The organism is Arachidicoccus terrestris (assembly GCF_020042345.1).
Taxonomy (GTDB): domain Bacteria; phylum Bacteroidota; class Bacteroidia; order Chitinophagales; family Chitinophagaceae; genus Arachidicoccus; species Arachidicoccus terrestris.
In genome coordinates, this window is the sequence record NZ_CP083387.1 from 2547122 (window position 1) to 2567597 (window position 20476).

10 protein-coding genes are annotated in these 20476 nt (G+C 43.8%); all 10 read left to right on the forward strand.

Annotated elements, in window-relative coordinates; translation table 11 throughout:
- Window positions 1-23 precede the first annotated feature (23 nt).
- The 10 genes from K9M52_RS09935 to K9M52_RS09980 all read left to right on the forward strand — a co-directional run bounded on the left by K9M52_RS09935 (window position 24) and on the right by K9M52_RS09980 (window position 20469).
- Window positions 24-1517, forward strand: a complete 1494-nt coding sequence (locus K9M52_RS09935; protein WP_224068271.1) for a RagB/SusD family nutrient uptake outer membrane protein — start codon at window positions 24-26, stop codon at window positions 1515-1517.
- 57 nt (window positions 1518-1574) lie between these two features.
- Entirely contained in the window at window positions 1575-3248 is a 1674-nt protein-coding gene (locus K9M52_RS09940; protein ID WP_224068272.1) for a fasciclin domain-containing protein, read from the forward strand.
- A gap of 97 nt (window positions 3249-3345) precedes the next feature.
- Window positions 3346-4782 (forward strand): fasciclin domain-containing protein, encoded by a 1437-nt coding sequence (locus tag K9M52_RS09945; RefSeq protein ID WP_224068273.1) that lies wholly within the window; start codon window positions 3346-3348, stop codon window positions 4780-4782.
- Window positions 4783-4786: 4 nt separating this feature from the next.
- Window positions 4787-7981: a SusC/RagA family TonB-linked outer membrane protein gene (locus K9M52_RS09950; protein ID WP_224068274.1), complete on the forward strand. Its 3195-nt coding sequence runs from the start codon at window positions 4787-4789 to the stop codon at window positions 7979-7981.
- Between the two features lie 67 nt (window positions 7982-8048).
- A complete protein-coding gene (locus tag K9M52_RS09955; RefSeq protein ID WP_224068275.1) occupies window positions 8049-9809 on the forward strand; it encodes a RagB/SusD family nutrient uptake outer membrane protein in 1761 nt (586 codons plus the stop codon).
- A gap of 268 nt (window positions 9810-10077) precedes the next feature.
- A complete protein-coding gene (locus K9M52_RS09960) occupies window positions 10078-10818 on the forward strand; it encodes a rhamnogalacturonan acetylesterase (RefSeq protein ID WP_224068276.1) in 741 nt (246 codons plus the stop codon).
- Window positions 10819-10830: 12 nt separating this feature from the next.
- Window positions 10831-12174 carry a rhamnogalacturonan acetylesterase gene (locus K9M52_RS09965; protein ID WP_224068277.1) on the forward strand — a complete coding sequence of 448 codons (1344 nt, stop codon included), beginning with the start codon at window positions 10831-10833 and terminating at the stop codon, window positions 12172-12174.
- Window positions 12175-12197: 23 nt separating this feature from the next.
- The gene (locus K9M52_RS09970; protein ID WP_224068278.1) at window positions 12198-14063 is read left to right on the forward strand and encodes a rhamnogalacturonan lyase; all 1866 of its coding nucleotides are present in this window, start codon (window positions 12198-12200) and stop codon (window positions 14061-14063) included.
- Between the two features lie 903 nt (window positions 14064-14966).
- Window positions 14967-17375: a glycoside hydrolase family 2 TIM barrel-domain containing protein gene (locus K9M52_RS09975; protein WP_224068279.1), complete on the forward strand. Its 2409-nt coding sequence runs from the start codon at window positions 14967-14969 to the stop codon at window positions 17373-17375.
- Window positions 17376-17433: 58 nt separating this feature from the next.
- On the forward strand, window positions 17434-20469 hold the full coding sequence (locus tag K9M52_RS09980; protein WP_224068280.1) for a glycoside hydrolase family 2 protein: 3036 nt from the start codon (window positions 17434-17436) through the stop codon (window positions 20467-20469).
- Window positions 20470-20476 lie beyond the last annotated feature (7 nt).

Below are 20476 nucleotides of genomic sequence, written 5' to 3' on the forward strand. Positions count from 1 at the left end.
ATCGTCAATCAAAATATTGAAGCATGAAAAAGTATCTTAAATATTTATTCTTTATCTCAGTTATTGCGGTACTCAGTACTTCCTGTAACAAATGGCTTACGGTTAAGCCACAAGACGGGCTTATTCGCGATGATTACTGGAAGTCCAAGGAGCAATTTGCTGCTGCGGTGACCGGCTGTTATGAGAGTCTATTGAATCCTGCTCTTGTTGAGGAGCTGTTTGTATGGGGGGAGATTAGGGCCGATATGGTGACCTCTACCCTTCATACACCCGATGATGCCATAAAAATAATGGAAGACAATATTCTTCCCAGTAATTCATTTACTGATTGGTCGCCGGTATATGAGACCATTAATAATTGTAATACGGTATTGCAGTATGGGCCAGATGTCATTAACAGGGATCCGACTCTAACAGATTCCGCACAGAATGTGTATCTGGCACAGGCATATGCAATCAGGGGTCTGATGTATTTTTATTTATTAAGAACTTTTGGAGAAGTCCCACTACAGTTAACCGCTGTATCCACAGATGAGGAAGTTCAGCAATTGGCAAAGAGTTCAAAAGAGGAAGTATATAACCAGATTATTTCCGATTTTAAATTGGCCGAAAAATATGCGGCGCCCACTTATGGCAGCATGGATAAGGATCGGGGGAGAATCACCAAATATGGGGTATTTGCCATGGAGGCAGATGCTTATTTGTGGGAAGATAAATATGATAGTTGCGTTATTGCCTGTGATTCAATTATTAATACGCAGAAATACCTTTTGGTGCCCGGAACTACACAAACAGACTGGTTTAACCAGTTATATGCCGACGGCAATTCTATGGAGTCCATTTTCGAACTTCAGTTCGATGCGCAGGCCCTGAATCCGTTTTACAGCATGTTTATTACCTCTTCAAACCAATATGTAGCCTCAACGGATTATTTAACCGATGCATTTTACGGAAGAGACCCATTAGGTATTAAATCGGATATACGTGGTGAAAATGGTTCTTATGTGCCGACAAACGGTATGATTTTAAAATATGCGGCTTTGGCGGCTGGAGAGGAATATACAGTAAGAACACCGGACGAATCCTATGCTCATTGGATAGTTTACCGGTATGCAGACATATTATTAATGAAGGCTGAGGCGCTCTGCTATCTAAACCGGGGGCAGGAAGCTTTAGATCTGATTAAAATGGTAAGAACCAGAGGGCAGGCACTAGATGCGACTATAGAAGTGGATGAGTCAGGATCTGCTGAAGATATGGCCAAATATGTACTGGATGAAAGAGCCAGAGAGCTGGCTTTTGAGGGGAAAAGGTGGTATGATTTGCTGAGATATGCCAAACGGGATAATTACAAGAATTTGTCGGAACTGTCGCAGGCTGCTACAATAAACGCACCTAAAAACCTTATCCAGACGATTCTGAATAAGTATAAGGATGTAAATAGTCACTATTTGCCCATTAATTCGAATGAATTGCAGGCGGACAAAAAACTGGTTCAAAACCCCTTTTATAAATAGGCGTCAATTCAAACCCGTTTTGTTACATAAAGTGTCAAAGAATTAAAATTATCAGAAATGAAAAAAGTATCAGTAAAATGGATATTCCTTGCCATGACGGCATTGTTGTTGACCGGCAGCATTTGGATGAGTTGCAAGAAGGTACCCATTGTATATGCTACTACAGACGAGGTAAATATAACCGGATATATTGACCAGCACCTGGATTCCTTCTCCTTATTCAGAGAAATGCTGGATCAGACTGGGTATGATGGATTTTTAAGCGCCTATGGACACTACACGTTGTTTTTGCCTACCAATTCAGCGGTGCAGTCTTACCTTAAGGCAAGAAACAAAAGTTCGGTAGGACAGCTGAATGTGGACAGCCTGAAGGATTTTTTAAAGTTTCATTTGCTTGCAGATACGGTCTATACCATCTCTTTTACAGATGGTAAGTTGCCTTATCTTACTATGTATGGACAGTATCTGGTCACCGGGGCCAGCAATTCTGGCGGCAGCACCAGTTACAGAATTAACCGTCAGGCCAACATAATTGAGAGTAATTTGAGACAAGGAAACGGCGTTATTCATGTAATTGATCATGTGTTGGAGCCGGCGACGAGAAGCGTTGCGGGTATTGTTGCCGCAGATTCCAGGTATTCCATTTTTACGCAAGCCTTAAAGGCTACCGGGCTTTACGATTCATTAAATATTCCTGCCGTTGATAATAAGGATACTACCAAGGCATGGCTAACGCTGTTTGCGCAGTCAGACGCTGTTTTTGAGGCGAATAATATTCATTCATTTGATGAGTTGAAAGCCCGCTTCTCTAATACCGGTGATCCAAAAGATCCATTCGATAGCCTGCATTTATTTATGGATTACCATATTGTTGACAGAGCCAATTACCTGGCTGATATTATATCTGTAACTTCTTATTCGACCTGGGCGCCATTACAGGCGATAACCGTAAAATATGTTCATGATTCAATTTTGTTGAACGACGATGAGTTTAACGGGGTTCATGAGCCCGGTATTGAGTTGGCCAGGAACGGGAGTGATGTTTCAGCGACCAATGGAGTTGTCCATAATGCAACCAGTCTTTTATTGATAAAGAAACGGGATCCATTCCCTTTGTATTGGGATGTCTGTACCTATCCTGAAATCATGAATCTTCCTGCTTATTATCAAAAGCAATCATATGATTATCCATGGGATCAATTGCCTTCGTTTATAACGACGTCTGACAAAAAAGGTCCGTCAATTTCCTATGTAGGAGGCGTTGGGGGCTCTAGCCCGGTGGTGAATTATGATTATCTGAAATTACCGATGGGAAATAATAGATCCGCGTGGGTTGAACTGGAAACGCCGATGTTGGTTGCAGGCTCCTATAAGGTATGGATATGCTGGAGAAGAGCCGGCAGAAACATGATTGTCCAGGTATCTGTTGACAGTACGATTATGCAGAGAACGTTCAACAAGACAAGCTATCTTCCGTCCGGAACCGATGCAGTATTGGAGGCGCAAGGCTGGAAACATTATACCAATACAACCAGTACTACTGTCCCTGGGTATCTAGTAGGTACTGTAAACATTAAGACAACAGGGAAGCATAAAATCAGGTTTACTCCCCTGTCGGGCGGAGATAATGATTTCTGGCTGGATATGATTCAGTTCATACCATCTGATATGGAGCAGACCTGGCCAAGATTCGATCAGGACGGAGTGGCGCATTATAGTGCAGATGAGTAACGAAATCAGATAAGTCTGGTTATTTACATTAAGCACTTTGGGCATTTATGCCTGCCTCGTATAATTTAATAATTCAGGAAATCTAAATATTTAGTAAATGAAATTTTCAAAAATAATGCTATCCTGCCTGTTGGCGATACTTGTATTGTTTTCGTGCCGGAAAGATCAGTGGGATAACAGGGATCTGGTAAAAGATAATGCAGGAACAGAATCCCTGCTGGATAGGATCAATGCAGACAGTGACCTGAGTCTTTTTGCTTCCTATCTGAAAAAGACGGGTTACGATAAGGTAGTGAGTTCCTCCAAAACGTTTACAGTGTGGGCTCCAGACAATAAGGCCATTCAGGCTTTAGATCCCGCCTATTTGAATGACACCGCCAGCCTGAAACTGTTTATAGGAAACTGTATTGCCAATCAGGCGTTCTATTCGAAAGATGCCAGAGATTCTGCGTTAAGGATCAGAACCTATAGCGGTAAAAGGGTTTTGTTTACAGGAGAAACGCTTAATGGGAATGCGGTTGGCAAAAAGGATATTACCGCAAAAAACGGTGTTTTGTATACAATGCCAACGGCATTTATGCCACAGCCGAATGCCTTCCAGTATTTTAGCGCAAACTATGCTGCCGGCCTGCAGTATCAATTTATGAAGACATTGTACTATAGCCCGAATGTAGACAGCATACTGAAAGACTCCCTTATAAAAGCGAATTTAATCAATACCAATCTTAATACTTATACACGCAGCGTTAATATAAACAGTGAAGACTCTTTGTTGACTTATATTATTCTGACAGATCAGGCCTACCAGGCAGAAGAGCAAAAACTACAGTCATTTTTTATTGATTCGACAGTGGAGGTGTCCGATAGTCTGAAGCAGTGGAATGTGATTAAGGACCTGACAGTTGATGGCGTTATAGACCCGGGCGCCATTCCCCCCGTCGTCTATTCAAAAGACAGTGTTGCCATTCGTTTGGCATCCAGTTCAATTGTGAAAGCCGTCAAAGTAAGTAATGGGATGGTGTATGTGGTGAACCATCTCGATTATGATTTAGCTACTAAGATCAAGCCGGTTGTAATACAGGGAGAGCGTTTTTTTGACAGGCTGGACCCTGAAAAAAGCTACACAATCAGAAAAAGACGTAATCCGGCGAATGATTCTATTTTTAGCGATTTGTTCATGGAAAAGCAAGGGATTGCTTCTTATTGGTTCAGATATCCCGTCAGTCTTGCTGCAGGAACGTATAAGGTTTACTGGAGGGCGGTCAACGATTTCCAGACAGGTACCTTCCCGATGATGCTGGCACTGAATCATCATATTGATACCACTTTTGCAGATCCTAAAAATATAGCTTATGATCAGACACTGCCTTATACCACGGTCGAGTTATTGAATTATAATGATGTATATATCGGCGATTTTACTGTGCCTAAGCATGGTCTGGAAGATTTGTTCCTGATAGGGAATAATGTGACTTCCAGTGGAAAGAATACAATTGTGTGCGATTATATTAAACTGGTACCTGTTTTAAATTAATACTATGTATAGAACAAATAAGATTTTTAGATATTTACCTGTTTCTATTCTGGTGACTGCTTTATTAGTAACTCAGGCAATTGGTCAGCCCGTTGTCCCTAAGGATAGCGTGTCAAATTCAACCCAGGTGGATTCGCTTTCGGTAAGCGGTATTATTCAATTGTCTTCAACCGGGGAAAAGCTTGGCGGAATTTCGGTGAGCGTACCCGGATTTGCAGCTGCCATCTCGACCAATGATGGTTCCTTCACGATCAAAGTGCCTGATCCGGATGCCGTGTTATATTTATCCGGCGATGGTTTTGCCGATAAACAGGTCGCATTGAAAGGCCGGCAACATGTGTCGGTCCAAATGTATGAAGAAGGATTTAATTCTCAATATGAACAGGCTGGGCTTCTTTTTGGGGTCAAACCAAAAAACTTTGTTCCTTATTCTCTGCAATCAATTAATACGGATGATAAATGGAGCCAGAACGTTACAGAAACACCCGGTTCTTATCTTCAGGGCCGGATAGCCGGACTCAATGTTACGAGACACTCCGGCACTCCTGGTATAGGCTCCAATATGACATTAAACGGGATTAATTCGTTAAGGGCAACGAATCAGCCGCTGATTGTCGTCGATGGCGTCGTTTATGATAATACTGAATACGGCCACTCTCTGGTGTTGGGAAATATATATAATCCACTTTCTGATATTGATCTGAAGGATATTGAGTGTATTACCGTCCTGAAAAGCGGAAACTCGACCTATGGTACGAAGGGGGCAAACGGGGTCATATTGATTACGACAGCAAGGAGTAAGGAGCTTTCCACCAGAATTGATTTTGCCGCATATGGAGGTTATAATTTTAAGCCCTCAACGCTGCCTGTTATGAATGCGGGAGATTACAGAATCTTATTGTCAGAATTGTTGAAGTCTAAAGGTCTTTCGTCAGATGATATTGCTAATCTGGAATATATGAATGACTATAGCGGGCCCAGCCATCCAAATTATTATAATTATCACAATAATACAGACTGGCAAAAGGAGGTTTTAGACAATAGCTTCAATAATAATTATTATCTTAAAGTAACGGGCGGGGATAATATTGCCAAATATGCATTATCACTGGGCTACATGACCAATAAAGGTACGCTTAAAAATGCGGATCTGAATAGATACCAAATGCGGTTTAATGGGGACCTTAACCTGTCAAAGAAGCTCAAAGCTTCAGTAAACCTTGGGCTGATTTCAACGCAACAGAATCTGATTGAGCAAGGGGGGACCGGTGTACTGAGCCCTTTGTCACTGAGCTTGATTAAAGCGCCGTTTTTATCTGTTCATGTCAGGGATTACGAGGGTAACACTTCCCCCAATTTATCTGACTATGATACATTCAGGATCGCCAACCCTGTGGCCATCAGTGATAATATGCAGGGAAAGAACAAGAGCTACCGATTTACCGGTGCTGTCAAGTTTAATTATGCACTAAATAAAACGATTAATATTAAAACAGTTTTCGGATTAACTTTTGATAAAATGCAGGAGGATTTCTTTCTGCCGCAATTAGGTGTTGTCGCTGATACTATGCTGACCGATGTTGCTTTTAATAGATCCGCCAGTAATGAGGCCCGTTTTTTCTCTTTCTATAATAATACGGCAGTTAGTTATAATAAGGTATTCAATAGTTTTCATAAGCTACAGATAGACCTGGGATATCGTTTCATGAGCAACAAATATGAAAACGAATACGGGCATGGTTATAACTCGGCGACTGACGAGTTTGTGAGTGTGGGCATGGGTAATCCTACGCTGCGGACTGTAGGGGGCTCTAACGGAAAATGGAATTGGATGAATAGCTACCTTCATACGGGATATACCATTCGTGATAAATATTCTGTTGATTTGAATCTTTCCGCCGATGGTTCATCGAGATTCGGCAAACAGGCACCGGACGGCCTTGCTTTAGGTGACGTGAAGTTTGCCATAAATCCGTCTATTGCATTAGGTTGGCTCATTAGTTCCGAAGATATTTTTGCTAACGTAGATTTTGTAGATAATTTAAAATTACGTGCGTCCTTTAGCAGGGTAGGCAATGATGATATAGGTAATTACACGGCCAGGAGATACTATATCTCCCAGAATCTGGTTGGCAGTCAGGGATTGGTCAGGGGCAATATCGGCAATCCTGCATTAGAGTGGGAGACTACCGATAAGATGAATTTCGGATTGGACGGGTCACTATTTAATGAAAGACTGGCTTTTACCCTTGATTATTTTCATAATAAGAGTTACAATGTTATTACAATTGCGCCAACTGACGAAGTCGTCGGTATTGAAAATATCGTGGCCAATAACAGCACGGTTGGGAATAATGGTATTGAGCTGACTTTAGATGCACGTATAATAAACCGTAAACTCAAATGGGACCTGGGCCTGAATGTAGCGCGATATACCAATAAAGTCTATAAGTTTCCCAATGGAAAAGTATTTACTGACTACGCGGGAGCTACCTATGTAACAGAGGCGGGACAGGCAGCTAATTTATTTTATGGCTATTATACAAATGGTGTTTTTAGCTCCGATGCTGCAGCGGCAGCATCGGGGTTGCAGTATGAGAATAATGCGGGGGTATTGACAGACTTTAAGGGTGGTGATGTCATGTTTAGTGATAGAGATGGCAACCATATTATCGATGACAATGACAGAGGCGTTATTGGAAACCCCAATCCAAAGTGGTATGGGGGGATTTCCAACAGTTTAGCCTGGAAAAACTGGGCGCTGGATGCCTTATTCACCTTTAGCCAGGGAAATGATATTTATAATTTCACCAGAATGCAGATGGAATCCATGTCTGGCTTTGAGAATCAGTCACAGGCAATGAATAATAGATGGCGTTACGAAGGTCAGCTAACCTCTCAGCCAAGAGCCGTTTGGGGTGATCCTGCCGGGAATGCAAGGTTTTCTGACAGATGGATTGAAGACGGGTCATATATCAGGTTAAGGACTATTACCCTATCTTATAATATTCCGGTCAATACCACGATCCTAAAATATGTAAACGTCTATGCGACGGGGAATAATTTATTTACCTGGACCAAATATCTGGGATATGATCCTGAGTTTAGTCCGACCAATAGTATATACGGTCAAGGTATAGATTTAGGCTATGCTCCAGTTTATAAAACAGTGCAGCTGGGAGTACGCCTGGGATTCTAGAAACTATATGCATAAAGCCGTATTTAATTAAAGAGCGGCTTTTAAAACTAAATAAAATTATACGGAGATGAGTACTTCTATTATTAAATGGGTGGGGCGGTGCCTGGTGCTACTGGCTTTTTCAGGAGCCTTGTATTCCTGTAATAAGACATTTGATAAACTACCGGATAATGCTTTGGATTATTCCGAGGTCTATCGAGATGTAAATGACGCAGATGCCGCTATATTTGGTATTTATGGGCAATTAATAGGGCTTTCCAAACAGTATATTATTCTCAACGAGCTACGGGGAGACCTGATGGATGTGACGGACAGATCGGACAAATACCTTAAACAGTTAAATCAGGAAACGTCTTCTCAGGATAATCCTTATGCTGACCCGCGGCCGTTTTATAAAGTTATTATGAATTGCAATGACGCCCTTTATAATTTTAAGCTGATGTTGAAGACTAACAGGCTGACGCAGGCTGACTTTGATTTGAGATATTCAGCAGTTGGGGCGATACGGTCCTGGATATATTTTCAATTGGGGATTCAATATGGAAAGATTCCTTACGTAACCGATCCATTAGCAGATGTAAATGCAGTAAAAAATCAGGCGAATTATCCGAGAATCGAGTTCCCCGCGTTGTTGGATACATTGGCAAATTTTACAGAGAGTCTTCCCTATAAACATCCATTTCCTGCTGGGGCTTCTTTAGTTACCAGCATTGACGGGTATTCTACTGAAAAGTTTTTCGTGCCTATTGACTGCTTTCTGGGTGACCTATATTTGTGGAAAGGAGATTACACAGAAGCCGCCAGGCATTATCATTTTATGATGAACTATGCTGATTATCTGTATCCGAGTATGAACAGCGAACAGTTCTATGAGACCTATAAAATAGCGTATACCGGTAATATTGAAAATGACAATTGGAAAAATATCTTTGCTCAGCCCTACGGAGAAAGATATTCTAATTATGAGATTATGTGGGATTTGCCGTTCGACGATAATTTTGCCCCCGGAAATCCGTTTATTCAGCTCTTCTATAATCAACCCAATGGGTATTTATTGAAACCTTCTCAGCTTATCGTGGATCGATGGGATCATCAAATAAGAACCGACAGCACACCGGGCGATTTCCGGGGAGAAGGTGCATCTTATAAATTAGTGGCCGGCCAACCTGTTGTTAATAAGTTCAGTTCTAATTTTGATCCTTTGAGTCCTTTTGAGAAGTCGGACAAATGGATATTGTATCGTGCTGCGACACTGCATTTTCATTATAGCGAATGTGCCATAATGGATGGCAGAACAACGCTGGCATACGGATTAATGAACAAAGGAATCAGAACGGCCTTTAATCCTTTGGAATTAAGCGGTTCAGATGATGTAACTGATTGGGAACAGAGTTTTGGTGCTCCTTATGATTTCGACGCCAGACAAGGAGATTACCCATACTACCGGGGACATTGGTACAGGAATACCGGTATTAACCAAAGGGTATCAGTTCCTTCTGAAATAATTGATTCTGCTAAATATTATGATACAACAGTGCTTCCAAGGCAATTTCTGACGGCCGCAAGTGAGGATAGCCTGAAAAATGACATGATGGATGATTTATTAGGTTATTCGGCAATGGAGCTCGCATTTGAGGGGAATCGTTGGCCGGATCTTCTGCGTGTCGCTATGAGGAGGGAAAAGCATAAGCCTGGAAGTGGGGTTGCTTTTTTGCAGGAGAAAATCTCCGCTAAGTTTAAAGCGGGCGGGCGGCCGGATCTGGCAGCTTCCGTGAGCGGAAGACTGGCGAATCCTAAAAATTGGTTCCTGCCCTTTAACTGGGACTAGTTTTAGTTGTATATTTAACCTTTATAAAATGGAAGATCAATTCTTGAAATGTTGATATAGCTGGATTACGCTTGTAAAACTGATATTGAGTGGAATACAGCAATGAATTTATTCATATTATAACCTGTTGCACATCAGATATCAGCGATGAATTGTTTTAATTTTTTTCACGGTGGTGATTTTGATTCATAGATTGCTCTATTTATTCTCTATTTGGAGGATTGTAGGGCAATTATCATATTACCGCAACATAAATATTAAACCATTGATGAGAAAGATATGTATGGCCTTTGTCAGCCTTTTTATGATCGCCTTTGTAAAACCGGACCGGCCCGGACTGCGTATTTTTATGGCAGGAGATTCCACCATGCAGGCTTATAATCCCGACAAGACACCACAAAGAGGTTGGGGACAGGTATTTGCACGTTTTTTTAATAGTGATGTTGCGGTTAATGACCTTGCCAGAGGAGGCCGGAGTACGAAAAGCTATTTGGCTGAAGGGCTTTGGGATAAACTGGTAGCCGGTGTTCGCAAAGATGACTGGGTGTTTATAGAATTTGGCCATAATGACCATGATAAAAGAAAGCCTGAAAGATTCTGTACGCCTGAGCAATATGAGAACAATCTGATCAAAATGGCGCGCGATGTAAAGCAAAAAGGAGCGCATGCCGTTATATTGAGCCCGATTGCGATGCGCTCTTTTGACAAACAGGGTAAATATTATGACGGCCATGCTTCCTATCCCTTGCGTGCAAGGATGGCAGCGCTTGAATCCGGGGTGCCATTTATTGATGCAGATAGTTTATTAGGAGCAGTTGTCGTTCAATTAGGTCCTGACAGGTCTAAAGACCTTTATATGAATTTTGGCCCTGGTCTGTATAGTGCATTTCCTGACGGGCATTCAGATAATACCCATTTGAGAGAGGCCGGTGCGCTGAAAGTGTGTGAGCTGGTGGTTGCCGCTATGAAAAGACTGGAATTGGAACCGATTAATCAATATTTAAAATAAAACAGGCTATTTATGTTACTTCATAAGAGAATAGTTTTTGCATTATTTGCTATAGGGGTGATAACTCTGGGAAACACTAAAGCTCAGGAAATCCGTCAGTTTGACTTCGGTACGGGGCAGGTCGCAAACGGCTACACCCAGGTGAAAGCTACGGATGTCTATGCTGATAGTACAGGGTTTGGATTCGACTATAGGTCCAATCCTATTGCCATTAACAGGGGAAGTGTCAATGGTAAGGAAGATCCGTTAACCAGCGATTTTTGCACAGGCATCGGATCTGTATTTTTCTCAACAAAATTACCACAGGGAAATTATCAGGTAACAGTCACTTTAGGGGACGCTATAAAGGCAACGACGACGACCATTAAAGCCGAGTCAAGGAGGCTATTGGCAGAACGCATAGAGACAAAACCCGGAGAATTTAAAACGGTCCGTTTTAATGTGGCTGTTTACGATAGTGTTATCCACCCAGGCAGGATGGTAAAACTAAAACCCAGAGAAGTGGATAAACTCGACTGGGACAACAAACTGACTTTGGAATTTAGTAACACCAATCCCAGTATTGATGCGATTACTATTGAACCGGTTAAAAGCCCTATTCAGGTATTTTTGATGGGAAACTCAACAGTAACAAATCAGTCACTTGAACCCTGGGCCTGTTGGGGGCAAATGATTCCGGCATTTTTCGGCAGTGAACGGGTGGTCATATCCAATATGGCGGCCTCTGGAGAGACGCTCAGGTCTTCTCTGGGAAGAAGAAGGCTTGAGAAAGTCGCTTCGATGCTGCACAGAGGGGATTATGTATTTATTGAGTTTGCGCATAATGATCAGAAGAAGGGCTCGGGAGAGACAGCTTATACAACATATAATCAATATTTGCGCACTTTTGCGGACACTGCCAGAAACCATGGAGCCATACCGGTATTCGTCACTTCCACCCATCGCCGGAACTTTGATAAGTCGGGTCATGTCATCAATACACTGGGAGATTTTCCCGATGCGATGCGTATGGAAGCGAAAAAGGAACATGTTACCTTGATTGACCTGAATAAGATGACCAAAACATTATATGAAGCCTTCGGTGATGAAAAGTCCAGGACTTTATTTGTACAGTATCCTGCGGGAACCTTTGTTGGTCAAAACAGGGAACTGGCGGATAATACACATTTCTGCGACTTCGGGGCCTATGAGTTAGCCAAATGTATGGTAGAAGGTATCAGGAAGTCTGATTTAATATTAAAGGAATATCTGAAAAAGGATTTACCGGTTTTTGATTTGAACCATCCTGATGACCGGGATCACTGGGATTTTCCCTTTACACCGATGTTTTCGTCCATTAAGCCTTACGGTAATTAACTAAGATTGAAAAAGATTTATTTATGAAGAAGATATACTTATTGGCAGCATTGGGATTGGCAGTATTAACAACTGTCCGGGCTCAACGACAAATGGAGTACTTAAACAGAGGTATTTATGCAGTTAATGAAGGCAATGGGAAGGTATTTGTTAGCTGGCGGCTTATGGCAGATGAACCTCAGGATATCGGGTTTAATCTGTACAGAAGTACGAATGGGCAGGAAACTAAACTCAATAAATCTCCATTACTGAAAGGGACAAATTTTGAAGACGTTACAGCAGATACCAATGCCGTCAATACATATTATGTAAAGAGCGTCGAGGGCGGAAAAGAGCGGGAAACTGACGGACGTTATACATTACAGCCACATAGCCCTGTTTATTTGTCGATTCCGCTCCATACACCTCAGGGCTATCGGCCCAATGATGCATCAGTGGGCGATCTGGACGGTGACGGGCAATATGAGATCATCTTGCATCAAAGTGGAAAAGGCCAGGATAATTCCCACGACGGCATGACGGATCCACCTATTTTTCAGGCATACAAACTTGATGGAACGTTTTTGTGGCAAATTAACCTGGGAAAAAATATTCGGGAAGGTGCGCATTATACGCAGTTTATGGTGTATGATCTGGATGGAGACGGAAGCGCGGAAATTGTGATGAAGACGGCCGATGGAACAGTCGACGGTGTGGGTAAAGTAATAGGCGATTCCACCAGGGACTACCGGCAAAAAACGGGAAGGGTTGGCCGGATTGTAACCGGGCCGGAATATCTCACGGTTTTCAGTGGCCGGACAGGGGCTGCGATCAACACGGTCGATTATTTGCCTCCGCGAGGTGACATCGGTGCCTGGGGCGGAAAAGGGGGAAACGGAGGCAATGACAATTACGGGAACCGTGTTGATCGGTTTTTGGCCTGCGTTGCCTATTTGGACGGCAAACATCCCAGTGTCATCATGTGTCGCGGTTATTATGGAAGGACGGTTTTGGCCGCGTGGGACTTTGACGGAAAGAAGCTGAAATCCCGGTGGGTGTTCGATTCCAAAGACGGTGCCAATCCTTATTCCGGTCAGGGGAATCACAACCTGACGGTAGCAGATGTTGACCGTGATGGAAAGGACGAGATCGTCTATGGCAGCATGTGCGTGGATGATAATGGCAAGGGGCTATATACGACGGGGCTTCGTCACGGTGACGCTGTTCATGTGAGCCATTTTGATCCGGCTAATCAGGATGAGCTTGTGTGGGGCGTTCATGAGATAGAGAACGGCACTAAAGGATACGGCGCCGCTATGTATAATGGGAGAACCGGACAGTTTCTTTGGGGAGATAATTTGAACCACGATGTAGGCCGCGGCATGTCGGCCGACATTGATCCTCGGTATCCGGGTTATGAAATGTGGGGCGGCACTGGCGGGCTCAAAGATGTTAAAGGCAATAAAATTGCAGACCGGGCACCCCGGAGCAATAATTTCAGAATATGGTGGGACGGTGACTTATTGAGCGAACTTTTGGATGGAACCCGTATTGATAAATGGGACTGGAAAAACTCCAGACAAACCAGCATATTTGACGGCGCCAGATACGGTTGCGTCTCGGATAATGGCACAAAGGCAAACCCGACAGTTTCTGCGGATATTCTGGGAGACTGGAGAGAGGAAGTCATTTACAGGACCGGGGATAATCAGGAATTACGGATATTCTCAACAACCATTCAGACTGATTACCGCATCTATACATTGATGCAGGATCCACAGTACAGATTAAGTATTGTCTGGCAGAATGTAGGATATAACCAGCCACCATATACCGATTATTATTTGGGAGAAGGGATGAATATGCCAACTCAGCCAAATATCAAAGTGTTAAAAAAGAAGAAAGATTGAGCAGTCGGTGGCATAGCTCATCCTTACGATATTCATTGAGCAGTAGTTTCGGTTGAAAGTATGTGGGGGCAGCAGGTACAGTGTTTCCCCGCCACCGCTTTATGCACTGAAGACGACAGGGTCGGCAATAAATTGTGATGGATCAGTATCATTCAGAACCTAAGTCTACGTTGGCGAGTTGATTTTGATACTGTAACGTAGCACTTCTACCGGATGGTAACTCAGATCACGACAGGTGCTGTCCAGAGAACGCATTAAGCAGGATGGAGCAGGATAGTCGCGCTAGTAAGATAACATATATTTGTTTGGAAAAGTTGATTTATCTACTAACTAGACACTGGCGTTAGAAAATTCGCTTTAAGGCCGTGCCGTCGGTGTGGGAGAGGCTATCCAACCTGTAAAAATCCGGCGCAAAAAGAATTAATTGAAACTGTAATTGGTTAACCGTGAAATCAGCAATTAAATTAAATTTTATTTTGATAGCGACCATCACTGTTTCTGGGACTTCGCGGACACAATCGCCAGCTAATGAAGCCTCAAAATTTGCGGTGATTGATCCGGTTTACAGTTCAGTATTTACCGCATAACGGGAATGGTGCGGGGTATTATGGACATGGTGAACTCGAGTGCTGGAATAATTAAGGTGGAGACGCCGGGAATAAGCAGAAGGTTTCTATTCCAGAAGGGGCTTCGCTCGCCTCGCGGGATAATACTGTTAAGGGACAAAGAGCGTTTAGTGCAACATTAAAACCAACCGGGGATTAGAAGATGCGCGTGACGCCGTGTCTTATTGCGCTCACTGTTTTGTAAAAATTAACGGATATCGGGGAGGTCTGATCGATTTTCATGCTGAGATACCAGGCAGATTAAACTGAAAAGAACATAAATAGTAAGCTTTAAATTATGGGACGTAAAATTTTTCTACTGTATTTGGGGTTGGCGGGTATGTTGATGACGGCCCGCGCCCAGACCGGCACAGCCCCCAGGATTACAAAACTGTTTAATTTCGGGTGGAAATTCCATTACGGAGATATTGAAGGTGCTGAAAAGCCCGGCTTTAGCGATCAGAGCTGGGAAACATTGGATATTCCACATGATTTTCAGATCAACCAGCCTTGGGATAAGACCGCTGGCGGCGCCAGAGGATTTAAGAAGATGGGGGTGGGTTGGTACCGGAAAACGTTTCAGGCAGAACCTGCCTGGAAATCACGTCGTGTCATTTTGGATTTCGAAGGCATGATGGCTTTAGGCAAGGCCTGGGTAAACGGGCATGAAGTCGGCGCCACTGACTACGGTTATCTTGGCTTTGGTGCAGATATTACGAAACTGCTTCATTATGATCGGCCGAATGTGGTTGCCGTTCGTTGCTCCACTGGAAAAAGAGGGGGCTCCAGATGGTATACCGGCGGCGGTCTGTTCAGAGACGTCCACTTAATCATAAAAGATACGGTTGCCATAGCCCGGCACGGCATATACGTTACCACACCGGTAATAGGCCCAGATAAAGCCACTGTAAAAATACGTGTGGGAATAGACGGCATTACCAATAAAAGCTATGACCTGAAAATTGAAACCCGGATCTTGGGTCCAGACGGAAAGGAAGTGGCGAGCAATACGGCAGATGCGCCTAAACGCAATAAACTCAGAACGGTCGAGGTAGACCTGCCGCTGTTGTCGGTACCAGCGCCGAAGCTTTGGTCCATAGAGACACCGAATTTGTACAATGCAAAGGTCTCGTTGATTCTAAATGGCCGGAAAGTGGATCAGGTAACGCAGGAATTTGGCATCCGGACCATCGAGTTCTCAAAGGAATTTGGGTTCAAACTCAATGGTAAGAAAGTATTTCTTAAAGGAATTGCTAATCATGATGACCTGGGCGCACTCGGCGTTGCAGCCTACGAAACAGCGATTGCCCGTGAAATGGATACATTGAAGGCTTTTGGCTTTAATGCCATCAGAACCTCACATAACCCCTATTCACCATCCTTTTTAAAGCTGGCGGATAAAAAAGGCATACTGATCGTTGATGAATTGTATGATAAATGGAGTAATCATTCCTATCTGCTGGGAGAAAAACCGTGGACATCCACCTGGTATAAAAATGAGATTGAATGGCTGAAAAGAGACCGGAATCACCCCTCCGTCATCTTGTGGTCTTTTGGTAATGAACTTCAGATGCGGGAAGACCTGGCAGGATTTCCGACGGGTGACTGGGGTGTCACGACCTATCGGATCATGAATGTACTGGCCAAACGTTATGATTCTACCAGGCCCACCACGGTGGCTATGTTTCCGGCACGGGCAGGGGGTGTCGGCAAGTCGGATCCCAGCTTTAACACCAAAATTGTGCCGCCGGAACTCGCGACGGTCACAGAAGTCTCCAGCTTTAACTATAGATGGGCAAATTATCAGGATTATTTGAAACATGCCCCAGGCATGAATATCTTTCAAAGTGAAGCATCGACCAACGAGTTAACCGCTCCATTTTTTGGCATGAACCGCGATAAAATGATCGGGCTGGCTTATTGGGGTGCGATCTCCTATTGGGGAGAGTCAAACAAATGGCCAAAGAAAGGCTGGGATTATTCGTATTTTGACCATGCGCTGAACCCTTATCCCGAAGCTTACCTGATCAAAAGTATCTTTACTGACAAGCCTTTAGTCCGCATTGCCGTGCAGGGCACAAAGGCCGATTCTATGGTGTGGAATGATATAATGGTTGGCAGGAACAACGCCGTTTCCCAGTGGAACTGGACAAAGGGGAAATCTTATAATATCAACACCTATACGAATGCAGAGGAGGTAGAACTGCTGGTCAACGGGCATTCCGTTGGTATTAAGAAAAATGATGCGCCGGGTAACAAGAAAAACATCATTCTTTGGGAGAATATTCCCTATAAAGCGGGCAAGATCGTTGCAATTGCCAGAACCGGAGGCAAAGAAGTGGCTCGTCAGGAAATAGAGTCGACCGGCAAAGCCGTTGCTTTGAAGCTGGTCGCGGAAAACAATGCCTGGAAAGCCGGTGGTATGGATCTTAATTATGTAAAAGTATATGCAGTGGATAAAAAGGGAAGAAGGGTCTACACGGTAAATCCGGAAACCGTAACTTTTACAGTTAACGGAGCAGCGACTATTCGGGCTGTCGACAACGGGGATCAGTATAGCGATGGGCTTTTTGATGGCAACAAAAAAAAGCTGCATAACGGATTTGCCATGGCCATTCTCCGGTCTGCGCAGATCGCAGGAACGGTGACGCTGAAAGCTGACGCTGAGGGATTAAAATCCGCTGTGTATAGGACGATTACAAAATAATGAACAGAGAACGTTAAAACAGTTTAATTAAATCTGTGAATAAGTAAAAATCAATGATATGGATATTTCAAGGAGAGATGTAATTAAATTATTTGGAGGACTGGCTCCTGTCGTTTTGGCTCCCAGGGCTTTCTCGAAATCTTTGTTTCGCGCACAAAAAGAGCAGTCATTTGAGGGCTTCCTGGCGGATAAAAATATAGAAGGGTCCGTGAAGTTGAACTTTAATGCTGACTGGCGGGTATTTGTGGGAGATCCTGAAACCGCCGGTGCACCAATGTTTGACGATAGCGGATGGGACCATCATACGTTACCTTATGCCTGGAATGAAAACGATGCTTTTAAAAATGACATTGCTAAGCTGTCGACCGGGGTTGCTTGGTACAGAAAACATTTTAAATTGCCCGAGTCATTCAGGGGAAAGAAGATATTCCTGGAATCTGAAGGGCTTCGTCAGGCCGGTTTTTTCTATTTGAATGGGAAATTGATCGGCAGAAGTGAAAACGGGATAATGGCTTTTGGTTTTGATCTGAGCAATGATGTATACTTTGGCGATAAGGAAAATGTTCTGGCGGTTAGAACAGATAATAGCTGGGACTATAAAGAGCAGGCGACGGGTTCCAGGTATCAATGGAATGACCGGAATTTTTATGCCAATTATGGCGGACTGAATAAAAACGTCTATATCCATGTCAAACCTGAGATATACCAGACATTACCCCTTTATTCCGCTCTCGGGACCACGGGTGTATATGTATATGCGACAGATATCGATATTCAGGGAGCAACAGCCGTAATCCATGCCGAAAGCGAGATAAAAAATGATAGTCCGGTCTCAAAGAAAGTTTATTTACAGGCAACGGTTGCTGATCCTGATGGAAAGGTCATCGCCCGCTTTGAAAGTGCCGAAATTATTCTTGAAAATGGCGCGACAATGACATTGAAGACATCCGGATTGGCACAGCAGCTTCATTTCTGGAGTTGGGGATATGGCTATCTATATGACGTAATTACTGAAATTAAGTCAGGAACGGAGGTGATAGACAAGACCGTCACCCGGACGGGGTTCAGAAAAACAGCGTTTAGAAACGGCATGATTTATCTAAATGACCGGGTAATCAATATCCATGGATACGCCCAGCGGACTACCAATGAGTGGCCTTCGATTGGTTTGTCTGTGCCTGCCTGGCTAAGTGACTATAGTAATGGCCTGATGGTAGAAGGGAATGCCAATCTGGTCCGCTGGATGCATGTGACCCCGTGGAAACAGGACGTGGAAAGTTGTGACCGCGTTGGGCTGATGCAGGCCATGCCGGCTGGTGATTCGGAAGGAGATGTCCACGACCGCCGCTGGGGACAGCGTAAAGAAGTGATGCGTGACGCTATTATTTATAATAGAAATAACCCCAGTATCATATTTTATGAGTGCGGCAATCACGGTATTGCGGACAGCCGGATGCAGGAGATGAAAGATATCCGGGATCAATATGACCCCTATGGCGGTAGGGCCATCGGATCACGGGAAATGCTGGGCAGCCGGGTGGCGGAATATGGAGGAGAAATGCTGTATGTTGACAAGAGTGCCACTAAGCCACTTTGGGAAATGGAGTTTTCCAGAGACGAAGGCCTGAGGAAGTATTGGGATAATTATACGCCTCCTTTCCATAAAGACGGAGACGGGCCACTTTATAGAGGTGAAAAGGCGCCCGCATATAATCATAATATGCAGTCACATGCCATGGAAAATGTGGTGCGCTGGTACGAATACTGGAAATGCCGGCCAGGCACCGGCAGGCGTGTCAGTTCCGGGGGCGTCAATATCGTGTTTGCGGATTCGAATACACATCACCGAGGCCAGGAGAATTACAGGACCAGCGGTGAGGTGGATGCCATGCGGATAAAAAAACAGAATTATTATGCCAATCAGGTTATGTGGGATGGATGGGTGGATATTGAAAAACACGATCTGCACATTATCGGCCACTGGAATTATAAGGAGGGAATTACAAAAGACATGTATGCAGTATCCACTTCCCCAAAGGTGGAGCTGTTCCTGAATGGAAAATCACTTGGTTTTGGTCATAGAAGTAATGAATTCTTATTTCAGTTTAAAAATGTAAAGTGGCAACCCGGCTCATTGGAAGCCAAGGGCTATGATGAAGCGGGAAAGCAGATCTGTAGTGATCATTTAAATACGGTTGGTGAGCCGGCGGCCATCAAACTTAGTCTGATTGAAAGGCCTACAAAGTTCATCGCGGACGGGCATGACCTGCAGCTGGTTGAGGTTGAAGTGGTTGACAAAAATGGTCATCGCTGTCCGACAGCACTTAATATGATTGAATTCAACGTAGCGGGACCCTGTGAATGGAAGGGTGGCATTGCGGTCGGGCCGGGTAATTATATAGGCGCTAAAACGCTTCCTGTGGAAGGCGGCGTCAATCGTGTGTTTATTCGTTCCACTTCAACAGCTGGCAAAATTACGGTTCAGGCAAATTCTAAAGGGCTGCAACCAGATAGCCTGTCCTTCGAATCAGATAAAATAGAGGTTATAAATGGGCTGTCTAAGTTACTTCCGTCTGCGGGGCTCACCGGAAGACTGAACAGAGGTGCTACTCCCAAATCCGCTTCCTATAAGGTAAGCAGAATTGCTGTTGACGTACTTTCTGCAACGGCGGGCGCTAATCAAGACAAGGTGAGTGCCTGCTATGATGACCATGATAAAACAGGTTGGTCTAACGACGGTCATCTTAATACAGCTTGGATCGCTTTCAACCTGGAAAGAGAGGCTATGCTTAGCAGTATTGATATGAAACTAAACGGATTCAGGACGAAGGTGTATCCCATATCTGTCAAGATTGACGATATTGAAGTTTTCAGGGGAAAGACTCAAAGGGACCTGGGCTATAATACGATTGAGTTTAAGCCAACCAAAGGTAAAACGGTTAAAATAAGTCTCGTCGGTTCGACGCAAACAGAAGACCATATCGAAGGTGAAGTTAACGGTAAGAAACTGGGAGATGGTATTGAGTCGGCAGGCGCTGATAAGAAAGGCTCCCTGGGTATTATGGAAATTGAGTTTTATGAAAAAGCCAGATAAGGGTATA